We start from the raw sequence: 16,615 nt of genomic DNA on the forward strand, positions 1-16,615 counted from the left end.
TCGTGCCAGTCGGTGATGTGCGCCCAGGCCTTGTCGTCGTAGAACGCCGGAAGCGGTTCGTAGAGCGTGTTGCCGTAGATCAGGGATCCGCCTCCGACGCCCGAACCACTGAAGACCAGGCACTTGCCGAGCACGCTGATCCGCTGCGGGCCGGTGAACCCGAGCCGCGGTGCCCAGATCGACTTGCGGAGGTTCCAGTTGGTCTTCGGGAAGTTCTCGGCGTTCCAGCGCCGGCCGGCCTCGAGCACACCGACCCGGTAGCCCTTCTCGGTCAGGCGCAGTGCCGTCACGCTCCCGCCGAAGCCCGAGCCGACGACGATGACGTCGTAGTCGTGCCTGTTGCTGCTCATCAGGAAACCGCCTCGTAGTCGGCAGGGTCGAACTTCGCCTGCGCCTTGTACTGGATCCCGAGCCGGGGCCAGTTTGTCGTGATTCGTCCGCTCGCGGTGCGATACCAGGACGAGCACTGCGTCCAGACGCTGTCCTTGAGCTGCGCCTGTATGCGCTCGTCGTACTCCTGCTCGACCTCGGGCCGCACGGCCAGCGGCCGCGCCACGTGGGCCAGGTGCGCGACGTACTTGCCGAGGTAGGCCGCCTGCGCCTCGAGGAAGTAGATGATCGAACCGCCACCGGTGTTGGTGTTGGGGCCGTACATGATGAACAGGTTCGGGAAGTGCGGGACGGTCATGCCGTAGTAGGCGCGCGCGCCGCTGCCGCGCCACACGTCATGCAGGTCGCGGCCGTCGTCACCCTTGATGGACATCGGCGCCAGGAACTCGGTCGCCTTGAAGCCGGTCCCCCAGACGATGGCGTCGACCTCGTGCTCGCGGCCGTCGGCCGTCACCACGGCGTTCGGCGTGATCGCGGTGATGGCGTCGGTGATGACGTCGACGTTCGGCTGCGCCAGGGCAGGGAGGTAGTTGTCGGAGAAGAGGACGCGCTTGCAGCCCATCGTGTAGTCGGGCCACACCTTCTCGAACAGGCCGGGCTTCGCCTTGGTCTGCTGGCGCATGTGCCGCTTCGACCTCGCCTTGAGCACGGCGGCCAGCGGCCGGGAGTAGACCCACGCGATGCTGAGTGCCTCGACCGCGCCGTACCAGGTCAGCCGCTCGGCGCGCTCGGTGACGGGCAGCTTCTCGAACACCCGGTGGTGCCGCTCGCTGAACTCCCGGTCGGGCCGCGGAAGGATGTGCGGCCCAGTGCGCTGGAACAGCGCCAGCTGCCCGACCTGCTTCTGGAGCTCGGGGACGAACTGGACCGCGCTGGCGCCGGTGCCGATCACCGCGACCCGCTTGCCGCTCAGGTCGACGTCGTGGTCCCACTCGGCGGAGTGGAAGCTGTCGCCCTGGAAGGAGTCAGCCCCGGCGATGTCGGGGATCGAGGGACGCGACAGCTGTCCGACCGCGGAGACGAGCACGTCCACGACGGCGGCCTCACCGGTGTCGAGCTCGACCGTCCACTTCCCGGAGTCCTGGTCGAATGCCGCGCCGGTCACTTCAGTCCCGAACCGGATGTGGCGGCGGACGTCGTACTTGTCGGCAACGTGGCGGATGTACTCGAGGATCGCGGGCTGCCGGGAGAACCGGTGCGGCCAGCGCGGGTTGGGCTCGAAGGAGTACGAGTAGAACGGCGACGGGACGTCGCACGCCGCACCCGGGTAGGTGTTCTCGCGCCACACTCCCCCGACGTCGTCGGCCTTCTCGAACACGACGATGTCGTCGAAGCCCTGCTTCTTCAGTTCGATCACGGCGGCCAGGCCTCCGAAGCCGGTACCGATGACGGCGACCGACGGGTTCATCGAGTTCATGTCAGGCGTCCTTGCGGGTCGAGGCGTCCGACAGCACGAGTCGGGCGCAGGTGGCGGGGTCGTCGTTGAACGGGAGGTGGCCGCAGCCGACGAGGTCGACGTGCCGGGCGAACGGCAGCGCGACGCGAGCACGGGCACTCTGCGTGCGGTGGATGAGTACGACGTCACGGGTGCCCCACGCGACGGTGACCGGGATGTCGGGGAGCGCGCCCGGGTCGTCGTCCGGACCCAGCGCGTAACGACCGAAGTCCTGCCGGGCGGCCGGGAACGCCGTCGCAGCAGCGAGCGCCGCGACGTCAGCACGACCTGCGTCGGGACTGACCCGGGTCGGGTGCCCGAACATCGACCCCAGCAGGGCCGCCCGACCGGCGGGATGGTCGATCAGTCGGCCGAGCACCGGCTCGGCGTGCACCGCTGCGGAGCGGATCGCGGTCAGCAGGCCCTGGGTCCAGAGCAGGCCCGGGGTGCCCCAGAAGCCGACCGGCGAGAATGCGGTGACGCCGGAGGCAACGCCTCGTCGGCCGAGCTCGAGGGCGACACCGCCGCCCATCGAGCTGCCGACGAGGTGGGGGCGATCGATGCCGTTGTCGGCGAGCCAGCCGGCCAGCCAGTCGGCGTACCCGCGCGGGCCGGGGCTGACCCCGTCGACCAGGGGCGAGGCACCGAAGCCGGGCAGGTCGATCGCGATCGTCTCGTGGTCCTCGGCGAGCCGGTCGAGGATCGGCTCGAAGCACTGCCACCGACTGCCGATGCCGTGCACGAGGACGATCGGAGCTCCGGCACCGCGCCGGTCATGGGAGATCTCGGTCATCACGCAACGTCCAGTTCCAGGGTGTCGACCGCGAGCGCGGTGCAGTGGTTGATGAAGTCCTCGCGGGAGGTGTGGCGCACGCCCTCGCTCCACGCGAGGAACAGCGAGAAGACTGCGGCGGAGAAGCCGATCAGCGTCCAGCCGCCGGCCGCACCCCGCAGCTGTTCGGCGCGCTCGGGCACCACGTGCGCCACCACGTTCAGCACGAACTCCGGCATCGCCGCCTGCGACCGGGGGCGCAGCGTGTCATCGGCGGCCGACTCGCGGAAGAGGATGCGGCCCAGGCGCGGGTCGGACTCGACCACGGCGACCGCGGTGGTGAAGGCGGTCCTGATGGCGGCGATCTGGCCGTCGCCCTCTGCTGCCGTGGCGACGGCAGCGAGGATCGGTTCGCGGATCCGGTCGACGGTCTCGTCGTAGACCGCTTCCAGCAGTTCCTCGCGGGTGGCGAACAGCTCGTAGAAGTAGCGCGGGCCCACCGATGCTTCACGGCACGCGGCCCGCATGGTCATCGCCGCAACACCCTGGGTGCCGACCAGCTCGAGGCCGGCCTCGACCAGGCGATGGCGGCGGTCCGCCTCGCGGGCGTCAGGCGTCTGGCCCTGCCAGAGCCGTCCCGCGGGTGCGTCCGAGGATGCGTCAGCAGCGGTCGTCGCGGAGGGCATGCGACGACCATACAGGAATCATGCGATTCCCGGAAGCAGGTGATTCCTACTTTTCTTTCGCTGCCGCCTTCGCAGCCTTCTTGTGGTCCCGCACCTTCTGCAGCGACACGGGGTCGACCACGTCCGCCACCGAGCGATACCCGTCCAGGGCGTAGTCCCCCGCCGCCTTCTCCCAACCCATCGGGCGTACGTCGAGCTGCTTGGCCACGAGCGCGACGAAGATCTTGACCTTCTGGGCACCGAAGCCGGGCAGCGCCTGGATCCGCTTCGCGAGGTCCTTGCCGTCGGCGGCCTCGGTCCAGATGCGGGACGCGTCGCCGTCGTACTCATCGACCACGATCCGGGCCAGCTCCTGGAGGCGGGCCGCCATCGATCCCGGGAACCGGTGGATCGCCGGAGTCGTCGAGCAGAGTGCCGCGAACTCCTCGGGATCCGCCGCCGCGATCGCTGCCGGGTCGAACGGGCCGAACCGGCTCACGACCTTCTGCGGGCCGGCGAAGGCGTGCTCCATCGGGTACTGCTGGTCCAGCATCATCCCCACGAGCAGGGCGAACGGGTTGGTCGACAGCAGCTCGTCGGCTTCGGGGTTGTCGGTGATGTGGATGGCCATGGGGCCATCTTCCATGACGCCCCGCCTGCGAGGCAGATCAGTCGGCCTGGAGGTCGCGAATCCTGCGGGCCAGGTCCCCGAGGACAGTCCCAGCGGCACCTGCACGGACACTCCAAGGGTTTCCGTTCGTGCCCTGCAGCCAGTGCAGCACCTGCTCTGGGTGGACGTGATCGCCATCCACGACTCGCGCTACCACCAGGTCCGACACGTCCAACCGATCCGGCACGCGGCACCACCCAAGACCTCCGTCGACGATGTCGTAGATCACCCACGTCGGAGCATCCGTGCCGAAGTCCGTGATGCAGGTGCAGAACCACGCGGCGCGGTCGACGACAGCCTTGCCGTCTCGGGTCGGCACCTGGCCCGCAGATCTGGCCGCTGCCGCGAGAATCTCCTCGATGACAGCCACGGACGGGTCCTCTGGCGTCACCACGGCTTGTACCTCACCGTGAATCGTGGGCCGAGCTCCCGCTGGAGGCGATCAACGAGTTCCTTCGCGCGCCGACTCAGGTCGGCAAGGGCCTGCTCGGTGGTCAGGGGCGGCTTCGCGTCCACATGATTCATCGCGTTTCCCCAGTCCGTCAGGTCGTTGATCAGCGTGTCACTCAACCCCAGCACTTCTCGCAACCATGCTGGCTCCTCGGGAACCAGCCCAGTCGCGTCCCAGAGCGGGACCACCACGCCGTAGTCCCACATGAACTTGATGACGTCGCCCGCAACGGTGAACTCGAGGGCGTCGTCGTTCACAAGACCCGCCGGCCTGTCTACCGACCAGTGAGCGCCGTTGACATCGCCGAAGTACCTCGGCGGCGGCGACTGGCCAGGACCGTTCATGGTCCGTATTCGACCACGCTCGACAACCGGACGCTCGGGTTGTCAGAGCGCTTCGAGGCTCGCCATCAGGTGCGCCCGCACCGCTGGCCACGACGGATGGGAGGCCTCGGCCCCGGGGATCGCCGCGATGATGACCGTGCCGCGAAGGGTTGCCATCACGATCTGCAACAGGTCGGCAAAGCCCGGGCGGGCGGCGTAGGTCGGCAGGGCCTGCGCCGCGACGAGCTGCAGGCCGGCCATGCCGGCGCCGGTCAGCTCGGCGACCCGACGGGCCAGCTTCGGGTCGGTGCGCGCGACCGTGAACAGTTCGAGCACTGCCGGCGTGACCGGGAGGTTGTGGATCTCCCAGATCATGTCGAGCAGCTCGCCCGCACGTTCGCGTTCGTCGTCCCCCTTGACCCCGCGCTGGATGGCGTCGGCCATCAGCTGCTCCGTCAGCCGGACCATCGCGGCGTCGACGAGCGCCGCCTTCGTCGGGAAGTAGTGCTGCTGCGCGCCCTGGCTCACACCGGCCCGCTCGGCCACCCGCCGCGTGGTGGTGGCGACGTACCCGAGCTCGGCGAGGCACTCGATCGTGGCGTCGAGGAGCTTGTCGGTCGTCGCCGAGCGGCGATCGACCTGGCGGCGCGGCGCAGGCGATGACGCGGGCGGGGGCATGCGCCGATCGTGGTGCAGGTCTCGATGCATTTGCAAGTCAGATGACTTGCCAGTCGCCTGACTGGCAACTACTGTCGACGCACCACACAGGAGGAGTCACATGAAGAACTTCCAGGACCGCGTCGTCGCCGTGACGGGCGCCGGCTCAGGTATCGGCCGCGCGCTGGCACTGCAGCTCGTCGACGAGGGCGCCCTGGTCGCACTCAGCGACTGGGACGCTGCCGGCCTCGCAGAGACCGAGCTGCTCTGCAAGGAGCTCGGCGGAACTCCCCACACCCAGGTCCTCGACGTGCGGGACCGGGCAGCCGTGCATGCCTGGGCCGACACCGTGGCTGCCCACTTCGGCTCGGTCAACATGGTGATCAACAACGCCGGCATCACCATCTTCGGCACCATCGAGGAGAGCCCGTACGACGACATCGAGAAGGTCATCGACGTCGACTTCTGGGGCGTGGTGAACGGGACCAAGGCGTTCCTCCCCCACCTCATCGCGTCCGGGGACGGCCACGTGGTGAACGTGTCGAGCATCTTCGGACTCTTCAGCGTTCCGACGCAGAGCTCCTACAACGCAGCCAAGTTCGCGGTCCGCGGGTTCACCGAGGCACTGCGCCAGGAGATGCTCGTGGCCGGCCACCCGGTGGGCGTCACCTGCGTGCACCCGGGCGGCATCAAGACCAACATCGTGAACAACGCCACGGCGAGCAACGACGGCGACACCTCCGGGCTGTCGCGCCTCTTCGAGGAGAAGCTGACCCGTACGTCGCCGGAGACGGCCGCGCGGACGATCCTCCGCGGCGTGAAGTCCCGCCGGGCCAAGGTGCTCATCGGGGCCGACGCCATCGCGGTCGACCTCGTCGTGAGGGTTCTCGGATCTGCCTACCAGCGCCCGTTCGCGGCGGTCTCCCGTCGCCTCACCGGCTCCCTGAAGAAGGTGTCGGCATGAGCACCGGCCAGATCACTCCGGTCGTGGACCACCTCGCCGCGCCCCTCGAGCTGCCCAACGGCCAGCACCTGGCCAACCGGTTCATGAAGTCGGCGCTGAGCGAGTCGCTCGGTGACCGCGACGGCGGGCCCTCGGACCGGCTCGAACGGCTCTACGCGCGCTGGGCGGACGGTGGCTACGGCCTCGTCGTCACCGGCAACGTGATGGTCGACCGCCGGCACTTCGGTGAGCCCGGCAATGTCGCGGTCGAGGACGACCGGCACCTCGACCGGCTGCAGCACTGGGCCCGCGGCTTCCAGGACAGCGGCACTCCCCTGTGGATGCAGATCAACCACCCCGGCCGGCAGGCCAATGCCCTGGTCAGCCGGAACCGACCCGTCGCGCCGAGTGCGATCACCGCGAAGTTCCCCGGTGCCATGAAGCCGCGCGCGCTGGAGGACGCCGAGATCCGCGACATCATCGAGCGCTACGCCACGACGGCCGCGATCGCCGAGGCGGCCGGCTTCGACGGCGTGCAGGTCCACGGCGCGCACGGCTACCTCGTCACCCAGTTCCTCTCGCCACTGACCAACCAGCGCGACGACGCCTGGGGCGGCGATTCCGAACGACGGCGCCGGTTCGTCCTCGAGATCGTCAGCGCCATCAAGGCGGCCACCCAGCCCGGATTCGCCGTCGGCATCAAGCTCAACTCGGCGGACTTCCAGCGCGGTGGATTCACCGAGGAGGAGTCGCGCGACGTCGTGACAGCTCTGGTCGATCGCGGCATCGACATGATCGAGATCAGCGGCGGGTCCTACGAGGCCCCGGCGATGATGGGCGCGCTGCGTGCGTCGACCGCCGCCCGCGAGGCCTACTTCCTCGAGTACGCCGCCTCGGTGCGGCATCTCGCCGGCGACGTACCCATTGCCGTGACGGGTGGCTTCCGCTCGACTGCAGCAATGGAATCAGCGGTCGCGTCCGGCGACTGCGACATCGTGGGCCTCGGACGCCCGACCTGCGTCGTGCCCGACGCGCCCCGCTCCATCCTGGAGAACGGCCGGACCTCGCTGCCCAGCGCGCAGGTGCGCACGGGCGCTCGCGCCCTCCTCGGCAAGGTCACCAACCTCCGCACCATGGACAGCGCCCTCGACCTGTCCTGGCACACCGACCAGCTGCACCGGCTGGGTGCGGGCAAGGAGCCCGATCCCGACCGTTCGTGGATCGAGACGGCGATCATGCTCGGTCTGCGCAACGGGCCCGGGGCGTTCCAGGCCAAGCGCGGCTGAAGCCTGGCGTTCCTCAGGCGTTCAAGGTCGCAATCCGTTCGAGACCGGCCCACAGCACGTCCATCAGGCGCTCGACGAGGGTGTCGACGGACGTGTCGGGATTGCGCCGCCACCACTTCGCTGCCTGTTCGGCTGCGCCTGAAATGGCGTGGGCGTAGGTCATCGCGGCGTCCTGGGCCAGCTTCGGAGCCGCGGCCAGCAGGAGCGCGGTGATGACCTCGACGGTCTGGTAGCGGAACGCCGCGGCTGCGTCGACCACCGAACCGGTGGCAGCCGCGCCGCCACCGAACAGCACGTCCCACTTGGAACCACCGTCGCGCACGAACCGGAAGTACGCGTGGAAGCCCGCGCGCAGCTGTTGCTCCGGGGCGTCGTGCTGCCCGGCCGCCGAGACCATGGCCGCGTCCAGCGTCTCGCGGGCGACGCGGACGCATTCGAGGTAGATCTCGTCCTTGTCGGCGAAGTACTTGTAGATCAGGGTGCGGGTGACGCCTGCCTCTGCAGCGATGTCGTCCACCGCGGTGCCCTGGAATCCCAGGCGCGCGAACACGTCCTCGGCGACGGCGAGCAGCTGCGCCCGACGCGCCTCGGGCGCGAGACGGCGCCGGGTCGACGTGTCGTCGGAGGAACGCGGACGGGCGGGCACGTCAGGGCTTCCAGTCCAGAAGCACCCCGGCCGCGGCGACGGCCACGAACCACCAGACGAAGGAGAAGACCCCGAGCGGCACCAGACGGTGCGGGACGGGCGTCCACCAGGCGAAGCAGGACACGAGCATCACGAGCCAGGTCAGCAGCAGGAAGGCAGCGACCCAGACCGGGACCAGCCAGAAGGCCACGCCGTAGAGGAACGCAGAGGAGACGACGAGGCCGAGGCCGATGAACGGCGCGGCCGAGATCTGCTTGCCCGTGGCAGGGTCGATGACCACCGGACGGATCCGGCGGCGACGGGAGAACGGCACCTAGCGTCCGATCACTCGGGCTCGACGTCGTCGTTCCAGACCGGGTCCTCGTCCCAGGCCTCGGTCCGCTCGGCCGCCTTCTCGAGCGCACGGGATGCCTCGGCCTCCGTGTCGTAGGGCCCGAGACGATCCTTGTTGGGGCACCCTTCGGCGCCTTCGACAGTGTGGTGGGTGAGGCAGAACCAGTACGCCATGGCAAGAAACTACCGCGCGGTGACGATGGGGTCATGTCCTGCAACATCCGTGTTACCGAAGATGAGTAAGGTCCGAGGATGAGCACGATGTTCGAGGGCTACGGGACCGCCGGACCCGCCTACGACGAGATGTTCGACGGCGCCCAGCTGCGACCGCCGTACCTCCGGATGCGTGACTCGCTCGACAAGATGAGCACACCCGAGCTGATCAGCCGGGTCGAGGCGCTCCAGGCGAGCTACCTCGACCAGGGCATCACCTTCGACATCGGTGGCGAAGAGCGCGCCATGCCGCTCGACATCCTGCCGCGCGTGATCGAGATGGACACCTGGACGGTGATCGAGAAGGGCCTGCAGCAACGGGTCCAGGCGCTCGAGATGCTCCTCGCCGACGTGTACGACGCCGGGAACGTCTTCGACGACGGGGTGATCCCCCGGGCCGTGATCACCACCAGCTCCCACTTCCACCGGCAGGCGGCGGGGGTCCGCCCGGCCAACGGGGTGCGTGTACACGTGGCAGGCATCGACCTGATCCGCGACAACCTCGGCGAGTTCCGGGTGCTCGAGGACAACGTGCGCGTGCCGTCCGGGGTGTCGTACGTGATGACCAGCCGCCGCGCGATCTCGGCCGCGTTGCCCGAGACGATCGCCCAGCACCGGATCCGGCCGGTGGCCAGCTATCCGCAGCGGCTGCTCGCCGCGCTGCGGGCCGCGGCACCGGCCGGCGTCGCGGACCCGACGGTCGTCGTACTGACTCCGGGTGTCTACAACGGCGCCTACTTCGAGCACACCCTGCTGGCGCGGACGATGGGCGTCGAGCTCGTCGAGGGGCGCGACCTGGTCTGCAAGCGCGGCGAGGTGATGATGCGGACCACCAAGGGACTGGCCCCGGTGCACGTCATCTACCGCCGCATCGACGACGAGTTCCTCGACCCGGTGCACTTCCGGGCCGACTCGATGCTCGGCTGCCCCGGCCTGATCGACGCGGCGCGAGCCGGCAACGTGACGCTGGCCAACGCGGTCGGCAACGGGGTCGCCGACGACAAGCTCGTCTACACCTACATGCCCGACATCATTCGGTACTACCTCAACGAGGAGCCGGTGATCCGCAACGTCGACACCTGGCGCTGCGGTGATGCCGCGGCCCGCGAGGAGGTGCTCGACCGGATCGACGAGCTGGTCGTCAAGCCCGTCGACGGGTCCGGCGGCAAGGGCATCGTGATCGGTCCGCGTGCGACGCGTGCAGAGCTCGACGAACTCCGCGCGAAGGTGATCGAGGACCCGCGCGCCTGGATCGCCCAGCCGGTGGTGCAGCTGTCGACCGTCCCGACCTTCGTGGACGGCGAGCTCGGGCCGCGGCACGTCGACCTCCGGCCGTTCGCCGTCAACGACGGGAACCGCGTGTGGGTGCTGCCCGGCGGGCTCACCCGGGTCGCGCTCGGCAAGGGCGAGCTGATCGTGAACTCCTCGCGCGGTGGCGGCACCAAGGACACCTGGGTGCTGGCGGGTCCGACGAGTGCCGAGCAGGCGCAAGCGCAGTCCCAGTCGCAGACCCAGTCGCAGACCCAGACGCAGACTCAGTCGCAGGGGGTGGAGTGATGCTCAGCCGGATCGCGGAGTCGCTCTTCTGGATCGGCCGCTACATCGAGCGCGCCGACGACACCGCCCGCATCCTCGACGTCCAGTCCCAGCTGCTGCTCGAGGACGGATCGGTCGACGAGACCCAGACCTGCCGCGACCTGCTGGCGTGCATGGGCGTCGAGCCGGACATCGCCGCCGAGTTCGGCGTCGACGTGCACGGCCCGGTCACCATCGAGCAGGTGCTGCGCCTGCTCGCCTACGACCCGCAGTGCCCCAACTCGATCGCCGCGATCTTCTCCTCCGCGCGGGAGTCCGCGCGAGGTGCCCGCGAGACGCTGACGGTCCCGCTGTGGGAGGTCATCAACACCACCTGGCGCCCGATCCCGACGGGGCACTTCGAGACCCTCCGGCCGCCGTACGTCTTCCAGTGGGTGCGCGAGCGCGCCGCCCTGATCACCGGCACCGCCGACGCCACGATGACCCGTGACGAGAGCTGGCAGTTCATCATGCTCGGCCGCAGCATCGAGCGCGCCGACATGACCTCACGACTCGTCGCGACCACCGCGCTGTCGAGCGCCGCCGACCGGTGGACGTCCGCGCTGCGCGCGTCGGGTGCGTACGACGCGTTCCTGCGCACCTATCGCGGCATCGAGACCGATCGGGCCGCGGCGGAGTTCCTGCTGCTGGACCGGCTGTTCCCCCGGTCCGTGGTGTTCGCGCTGAACCGCGCCGAGGAGTCGATGGACAAGATCGGGGGCGACCCGCACCGCGCCGGGTTCCAGGACGAGGCACACCGGCTGATCGGCCGGGTCCGGGCGGAGCTGGAGTACCGCTCGCTCGCGGACCTGGTCGCCGACGTACCCGACGAGATGGAGCGGTTGCAGCGCACCTGCGCGGCCGCCACGGACGCGATCAGCCACCGCTACTTCGCGGGCGCCGAAGCGGTGGCCTGGAAGGGAGTCGGAGTCTGATGTCGATGCAGCTGCGGATCGTGCACACGTCGAAGTACGAGTACGACGGCCGGGCGGCCGCCTCCTACAACCAGGCCCGGATGACACCCGTGACCACGCCCGAGCAGATCGTCGTGCACAACCGGCTCGAGGTGACGCCGAAGCCGTGGACCTCCACGTCCACCGACTACTTCGGCTGCCAAGTGACGGCGTTCGAGGTGGTCGACCCGCACGACGTGATGACGGTGACGGCGACCTCGACGGTGCAGGTGAACCGCACCGGCTCCCCCGTTGCGACAACCCCCTGGTCGTCGTACTCCGAACGCGAGGTGAGCGACCGCTGGACCGAGTTCCTGGTGGTCAACGACCTCGTGGCACCGCCGCAGGACTTCGCCGAGCAGGTCAGGGCGATCGGTACGGCGTCCGACCTGCCGGGCCTCGCTGCGCTCGAGGTCTGCCGCCTGGTGCACGAACAGATCGACTTCCTGCCCGGCGCCACCGACGTCGAGTCGCCGGCAGCGGACGCATGGGAACAGCGGGCGGGCGTCATCCAGGACATGGTCCACCTGACGATCGGCGGACTCCGCACGCTCGGCATCCCCGCGCGCTACGTCTCCGGCTACGTCCACCCCGTCGAGGACCCTGTCATCGGCGAGACCGTCGCCGGCGACTCGCACGCCTGGGTGGAGTGGTGGGACGACGGCTGGCAGGGCTTCGACCCGGGCACCAACACCGCGCCGGGCAACCGGTACGTCGCGATCGGCCACGGCCGCGACTACACCGACGTCCCGCCGCTGCGCGGGATCTACTCGGGCGCGAAGACGGCGAAGCTCGACGTCCTCGTCGAGGTCACCCGGCTCAGCTGACCCGGGAAGAAAGGCCTGATTTCCAGCATTCGCCGATCATTTTGGCGAATCCTCTCTAATGTCACCGCCATGACCCGACGCCTCGCTGCAGCCCTGGCCGCTGCCGCCCTCTCCATGCCCGTGACCGTGGCGCTCGCCCCGGCAGCCGATGCGGCCGGCACCTACTACTCCAGCTGCACCAAGCTCGCCAAGGTCTACCCGCACGGGGTCGCCAAGAGTGCCACGGCGGCTGCCCGCCAGGTTCGCCTGGGATACGGGCGCCCGTCGACGACCAGACGCGCCAAGAAGGTCTACTGGACCAACTACAAGCGCCTCGACCGCGACCGCGACGGCACTGCCTGCGAGCGCTGACCCGGGCCTGGGGCTGGACGTCAGCCGACCCGCCCCGCGCTCCGCTCGACCCGCAGGACGTCGTACTCGTGCTCGGGGTCACCCGTCATCACCGCAGCGAGCCGCAGGTGCGGGAGGGCTTCGTCGTGCTTCGACTGCCGCTCGAGCGTGCGTCCGAGGGTGTGCCGCGACCAGGTGTCCGTCGGGTCCTCGTCCACCAGGGCGGTGAGCTCGGTGGTGGCCTTCTGGAGCTGAGCCCGCTGGAAGTACGCCCACGCCCGGAGCGAACGCAGGCCACGGTTCGTCGGCTCCTCGACGAGCGCCGGTTCGAGCACCTCGAGCGCCTCACGAGGAGCGTTGCGGCTGAGCAGGTCGTGGGCGGTGCGGTACGCCGACGCGTGGTCGCTGGACGCACCGGGGAACACGATCGCCGGCGCCTGGAGGCGGAACTCGGTCATGGTCGTACCAACTCCTTGGCGGGGGCTGATGTTCCCGCGGGCCGGTGGTTGAGGTGCGAGCGAAGCGAAGCCGGGCCGGTGGTTGAGGTGCGAGCGAAGCGAGCCTCGAAACCCCCGGAACGCTCCCGCACCACTAGGGTGACCCACGGACGGGCTGGTCGGGCGACCGCGTGATCTCCGCCGTGAGGCGACAGGTCCCGAGGAAAGTCCGGGCTCCACAGAGCAGGGTGGTGGGTAACACCCACCCGGGGTGACCCGCGGGAAAGTGCCACAGAAAACAGACCGCCGGCGCTCCTCGGAGAATCGGTAAGGGTGAAACGGTGGGGCAAGAGCCCACCAGTGCCTCGGGTGACCGGGGCAGCTAGGCAAACCCCACCCGGAGCAAGACCAGACAGCACGCGCTTGAGGGCTGCTCGCCCGAGCGTGCGGGTAGGTTGCTGGAGGCTGTCGGCAACGGCAGCCGTAGATGGATGGTCGCCCCCTGGCAACAGGGACAGAACCCGGCTTACAGACCAGCCCGTCCCCCATTGCTGGCGGATCGAGGGCGCGGCGTGTGGTGGGGCCGCACGCGCCCTCGATCCCTTTGAGGATCCGACCGCGCGCATGGGGACGACGACCGGTCTCAAGGCCGGCATGCTTTCGGAGAGGAAAGCGGGCCAGCCTCCGCGGCCGGGCTCCCTCCCGCCGCGCTCATCGAGAAGACAGCGGAGCACCGCAGTTCCTTACGCGGTCGAGAAGAACTTCCGCTACGGCGTTTGCCAGCTGTTGTTGCTGGGGTTGGCGTCGATGTTGTTGTCGGCGCTGATCTCCGCCGACACGACGAGTTCACCCGCGACCACCACGTCGAGGGCGAAGTCAGCGGTGCCTGCGCTCAACGTGCAGGTCACCTCACTGGGCTGCCCGGCGTCGCCCCGATCGGTGAGTTCGCAGGCACCGGGCCGGAACTCTCCCCTGCGGTGAGCGGTGAAGGATTCGAGGCCGAGCACCTGGAACGTGATCGTCGTGCCGGAGGCCGACGACTCCGGCCCGAGGGTCAGCTGTAGGTGCTCGTGGTCCGGGTACGACGTCACGGAGCCGCCGGTGATGGCCAGGTCGGTGCGGGTCGGCGGGACGGGCTGGGACGCCTCGGTCGATTCGGGATCGACCGGCTTGCCGGTACTGGGGGCAGGCGAAACAGGCACCGGGACGGTGGACGAAGAAGCGGACGGCGTCGCCGACGGCGACGGCGACGGGGCCGAGGTGGCGGACGGGCTCCGTGGCGTCGCCGTTGCCGACTGCTCGGGCAGCGTCGCCTCGGATTGCGTGCCCAGCGAGGTGGCGGGCGCGCTGACGGCAGGCCGGTCCTTGCGCGGCTCCTCATCGAGGAGCACCACAGAGGCCCCGGCAGCACCGAGCAGGAGCACGAGAGTGACTCCTGCAGCGGCGAGTGCCCCGTGATGGGGCTTGCTCAGCACCAACAGCGGCGTCGGGTGACTGAGCAGGGTTCCAGCAGCACCACCCTGGCCGACGTACCCGGCAGCCAGCACTGGACCGACGATCGCCGGCAGCAGGGCCGCCCCGGGGCGGCCGTTCACCGACACGACTTCCAGGACCACTGCGGAGCACGCGTTGCACTCGTCGAGGTGTGACGCGACTCGCTCCTGCTCGCGGCGTGACAGCTTTCCGAGGACGTGGCCCGGTACGAGGCGCCGTACGGCCTGGCACGCGGCCACGTCGGTCGCAGCCACGTGTGCGTCGATGTAGGCGCGGCGCAATCCGTCGCGCGCCCGGAAACTCAGTGCGGCCACGGCGTTGGGCTTCAGTCCCATGATCCGGCCGACGACCTGGTGGTCCTCGCCCTCGACCGCGGTGTGCCACAGGACGGCCTGCCACCTCGGTGGTAGAGACCGGAAGGCGTCGGCGAGCATCTCCGAGGTCATCCGGTCCTCCACCTGACCCGAAGCCGCGGTGTCCGCGCCCTGGTCGGGGAGCTCGTCCACCCACATGATCCGGCGGTCCCGCTGGAAGCGGTTCACGGCGAGGTTGCGGATCGTCTGGAACAGGTAGGCGCGGAAGGCCGACCGGACGCCGGCTCCCTTCCGCGCGGCGAGATAGACACGGGTGAACGCCTCGGAGACGAGGTCATCGGCGTTCGAGGGATCAACACCCCGCGCCATCCTCGTCGCGGCCTCATGGTGTCGACCGAACAGCTCGGCCCACGCACCGGCGTCGCCCGAGCGCACGAGGTCGAGCAACGCCTCGTCGCTGAGCGTCACCACGGCGGGTTCGAGCGTCTCAGTCATCGAGCTCTGACCTCACCACCCGGACGGTGCACTCCACGGCATCACCGGTCCTGCCCCGCAGGCCGGTCATCGTGAACTCCTTGTTGCTGTCGGCCGCGACGTCGAACGTGCGGCGCCGGGTGACAACGACCTCGCTGGTGTCAGACACCACTACAGACACCCGCACAAGGTAACGCGCAGCTCGATCACTGTCGTTGGCGATCGCACCCCCCGCGGCCCATCTGCTCTTTGCCTTCGGCGCGCACTGGAAGTCCCTGAGATCGGCGCGAGCACCCACCGGATCGATCAGGTCGCCGTTGTCCCCACTCGGCACTCGTGACTCCGACGAACTTGTCGCGGCCGCTGGCTGGTCCCGCGAAGCCCCTCCGTCACCGCCGCACGCAGCCATCGGGACAACACTGAACGCGAGCACCAGTCCGAGACCTGTCTTGCTACCCACCATCATTCCTCACATTTCCTTGGCACCAACGCGGCGCCGGGGCGGCTGTCCGCCCTGTCTTCCAGTAGGAGTTCGATGCCCACACGACCTGACTCAGGAACGCACCCGTCCGGTCCGGTCGCACGCGAGCGACCGGACCGGACCGGACAGCATCGGCTCAGGCCAGTTCGTGGCGTCTCCGCCCACGTCCCACCAGGACGAGACCGGCCAGGACAGCGACCACGGCACCCACGGTCAGGACCAGAGAAGGACCGCCAGTGTTGGGCAGCACTCCGCCATCAGGTGGTGTCTCTCCGGAGGAGACGTCTCCTGGGACCTCGGTCGGCGTCTGCACCGAGTCCGGCGGCGTGACCACCGGGGTCCCGCCGGGCGGTGTGTACGCCGCTGTCGCGGTGTTGCGGACCGATCCGGCCAGAGCGTCGGCGGCCGTGATGATGTACTCCTCGTCCGCGACACACGTCACCTTCTCCGACGGCGCCAGGGACGTCACCGGACAGCTGATCGTGATCCCGGCAGCAACCAGCATCGGGTCGTCGACGTTCAGGTCGGTGAGCGTCACATTCCCGGAGTTCACCAGCTCGAAGACGTACTCGATGGTGTCACCTGCATCCGTCAGCCCGTCGCCGTCCACGTCCGTGACCTTCGCGGCGCGCTTGTCGAGCGTCAGGGCCGGCTCGTCGTCCAGTTCAGTGATCGTCTCGTCCGGCTTGCTCGTCGCCGGCGGACCAGTCGGCGGCGTACCGGTCGCGGTCGCGACGTTCTCCACCGTCCCGGCGTCCACGTCAGCCTGGGTGATCACGTACGGCGCGTCTGCTTCGCACGTGACGGTCGCTCCGGGCGCCAGGGTCGTGGGGTCACACGTCACCGTGATGCCCAGGCCCACCAGCAACGGGTCATCCACGGCCACACCGGTCAGCGTGACGTTGCCCGTGTTCTCAAGATCGAAGACGAAGTTGATCTCGTCCCC

At 69.3% G+C, this 16,615-nt stretch carries 21 protein-coding genes and 1 other RNA gene; 7 read left to right on the plus strand and 15 right to left on the minus strand.

The window, feature by feature from the left end:
- The 8 genes from ACOADB_RS00400 to ACOADB_RS00435 all read right to left on the minus strand — a co-directional run.
- Positions 1–350: NAD(P)-binding protein (locus ACOADB_RS00400; protein ID WP_378595943.1), on the minus strand; the 350-nt coding region annotated here is incomplete at its 3' end.
- On the minus strand, positions 350–1,807 hold the full coding sequence (locus ACOADB_RS00405) for a flavin-containing monooxygenase (protein WP_378595944.1): 1,458 nt from the start codon (positions 1,805–1,807) through the stop codon (positions 350–352). The genes ACOADB_RS00405 and ACOADB_RS00400, both read right to left, overlap by 1 nt.
- 1 nt (position 1,808) lies before the next feature.
- Positions 1,809–2,618 carry an alpha/beta fold hydrolase gene (locus tag ACOADB_RS00410; protein WP_378595945.1) on the minus strand — a complete coding sequence of 270 codons (810 nt, stop codon included), beginning with the start codon at positions 2,616–2,618 and terminating at the stop codon, positions 1,809–1,811.
- Positions 2,618–3,283, minus strand: coding sequence for a TetR/AcrR family transcriptional regulator (locus ACOADB_RS00415; RefSeq protein WP_378595946.1), 666 nt, complete (start codon positions 3,281–3,283; stop codon positions 2,618–2,620). The genes ACOADB_RS00410 and ACOADB_RS00415 overlap by 1 nt, the downstream gene beginning before the upstream one ends.
- Before the next feature lie 46 nt (positions 3,284–3,329).
- Positions 3,330–3,893, minus strand: coding sequence for an HhH-GPD-type base excision DNA repair protein (locus tag ACOADB_RS00420; protein WP_378595947.1), 564 nt, complete (start codon positions 3,891–3,893; stop codon positions 3,330–3,332).
- Between the two features lie 37 nt (positions 3,894–3,930).
- Positions 3,931–4,302 carry a hypothetical protein gene (locus ACOADB_RS00425; RefSeq protein ID WP_378595948.1) on the minus strand — a complete coding sequence of 124 codons (372 nt, stop codon included), beginning with the start codon at positions 4,300–4,302 and terminating at the stop codon, positions 3,931–3,933.
- Between the two features lie 17 nt (positions 4,303–4,319).
- The gene (locus tag ACOADB_RS00430) at positions 4,320–4,727 is read right to left on the minus strand and encodes a hypothetical protein (protein WP_378595949.1); all 408 of its coding nucleotides are present in this window, start codon (positions 4,725–4,727) and stop codon (positions 4,320–4,322) included.
- Between the two features lie 42 nt (positions 4,728–4,769).
- Entirely contained in the window at positions 4,770–5,384 is a 615-nt protein-coding gene (locus tag ACOADB_RS00435) for a TetR/AcrR family transcriptional regulator (RefSeq protein ID WP_378595950.1), read from the minus strand.
- Between the two features lie 100 nt (positions 5,385–5,484).
- Between ACOADB_RS00435 and ACOADB_RS00440 the strand changes: the two genes are divergently transcribed.
- Together ACOADB_RS00440 and ACOADB_RS00445 are read left to right on the plus strand one after the other, a co-directional pair.
- Positions 5,485–6,327, plus strand: coding sequence for an SDR family NAD(P)-dependent oxidoreductase (locus tag ACOADB_RS00440; protein WP_378595951.1), 843 nt, complete (start codon positions 5,485–5,487; stop codon positions 6,325–6,327).
- Positions 6,324–7,592 (plus strand): NADH:flavin oxidoreductase/NADH oxidase family protein, encoded by a 1,269-nt coding sequence (locus ACOADB_RS00445; RefSeq protein WP_378595952.1) that lies wholly within the window; start codon positions 6,324–6,326, stop codon positions 7,590–7,592. Before ACOADB_RS00440 ends, ACOADB_RS00445 begins: the two co-directional genes overlap by 4 nt.
- Before the next feature lie 13 nt (positions 7,593–7,605).
- Here ACOADB_RS00445 and ACOADB_RS00450 read toward each other — a convergent pair whose 3' ends face one another.
- From ACOADB_RS00450 to ACOADB_RS00460, 3 genes are read right to left on the minus strand one after another with little or no spacing between them, the layout of a single operon-like run.
- A complete protein-coding gene (locus tag ACOADB_RS00450; protein WP_378595953.1) occupies positions 7,606–8,238 on the minus strand; it encodes a TetR/AcrR family transcriptional regulator in 633 nt (210 codons plus the stop codon).
- A gap of 1 nt (position 8,239) precedes the next feature.
- On the minus strand, positions 8,240–8,551 hold the full coding sequence (locus tag ACOADB_RS00455; RefSeq protein ID WP_378595954.1) for a hypothetical protein: 312 nt from the start codon (positions 8,549–8,551) through the stop codon (positions 8,240–8,242).
- Between the two features lie 11 nt (positions 8,552–8,562).
- Positions 8,563–8,745 carry a hypothetical protein gene (locus tag ACOADB_RS00460; protein WP_378595955.1) on the minus strand — a complete coding sequence of 61 codons (183 nt, stop codon included), beginning with the start codon at positions 8,743–8,745 and terminating at the stop codon, positions 8,563–8,565.
- A gap of 78 nt (positions 8,746–8,823) precedes the next feature.
- Between ACOADB_RS00460 and ACOADB_RS00465 the strand changes: the two genes are divergently transcribed.
- The 4 genes from ACOADB_RS00465 (at position 8,824) to ACOADB_RS00480 (ending at position 12,490) form a co-directional block, all read left to right on the plus strand.
- The gene (locus tag ACOADB_RS00465; protein WP_378595956.1) at positions 8,824–10,341 is read left to right on the plus strand and encodes a circularly permuted type 2 ATP-grasp protein; all 1,518 of its coding nucleotides are present in this window, start codon (positions 8,824–8,826) and stop codon (positions 10,339–10,341) included.
- Entirely contained in the window at positions 10,341–11,294 is a 954-nt protein-coding gene (locus ACOADB_RS00470; RefSeq protein ID WP_378595957.1) for an alpha-E domain-containing protein, read from the plus strand. Before ACOADB_RS00465 ends, ACOADB_RS00470 begins: the two co-directional genes overlap by 1 nt.
- Positions 11,294–12,139 carry a transglutaminase family protein gene (locus tag ACOADB_RS00475; protein ID WP_378595958.1) on the plus strand — a complete coding sequence of 282 codons (846 nt, stop codon included), beginning with the start codon at positions 11,294–11,296 and terminating at the stop codon, positions 12,137–12,139. The genes ACOADB_RS00470 and ACOADB_RS00475 overlap by 1 nt, the downstream gene beginning before the upstream one ends.
- A gap of 69 nt (positions 12,140–12,208) precedes the next feature.
- Positions 12,209–12,490 carry an excalibur calcium-binding domain-containing protein gene (locus ACOADB_RS00480; RefSeq protein ID WP_378595959.1) on the plus strand — a complete coding sequence of 94 codons (282 nt, stop codon included), beginning with the start codon at positions 12,209–12,211 and terminating at the stop codon, positions 12,488–12,490.
- A gap of 20 nt (positions 12,491–12,510) precedes the next feature.
- Here ACOADB_RS00480 and ACOADB_RS00485 read toward each other — a convergent pair whose 3' ends face one another.
- Positions 12,511–12,927, minus strand: coding sequence for a tetratricopeptide repeat protein (locus tag ACOADB_RS00485; RefSeq protein ID WP_378595960.1), 417 nt, complete (start codon positions 12,925–12,927; stop codon positions 12,511–12,513).
- A gap of 150 nt (positions 12,928–13,077) precedes the next feature.
- Here ACOADB_RS00485 and rnpB point away from each other — a divergent pair.
- An RNA gene (gene rnpB, locus ACOADB_RS00490) (RNase P RNA component class A) lies at positions 13,078–13,451 on the plus strand.
- A gap of 222 nt (positions 13,452–13,673) precedes the next feature.
- Here rnpB and ACOADB_RS00495 read toward each other — a convergent pair.
- From ACOADB_RS00495 to ACOADB_RS00505, 3 genes are all read right to left on the minus strand, one after another.
- On the minus strand, positions 13,674–15,209 hold the full coding sequence (locus ACOADB_RS00495) for a sigma-70 family RNA polymerase sigma factor (protein WP_378595961.1): 1,536 nt from the start codon (positions 15,207–15,209) through the stop codon (positions 13,674–13,676).
- Positions 15,202–15,369 (minus strand): hypothetical protein, encoded by a 168-nt coding sequence (locus ACOADB_RS00500; protein ID WP_378595962.1) that lies wholly within the window; start codon positions 15,367–15,369, stop codon positions 15,202–15,204. The genes ACOADB_RS00495 and ACOADB_RS00500 overlap by 8 nt, the downstream gene beginning before the upstream one ends.
- 436 nt (positions 15,370–15,805) lie before the next feature.
- Positions 15,806–16,615 (minus strand): DUF7507 domain-containing protein (locus ACOADB_RS00505; RefSeq protein WP_378595963.1); only part of this gene is annotated, 810 nt, incomplete at its 5' end.

It is taken from the genome of Nocardioides sp. CPCC 206348 (genome assembly GCF_048654705.1).
Lineage (GTDB): Bacteria > Actinomycetota > Actinomycetes > Propionibacteriales > Nocardioidaceae > Nocardioides.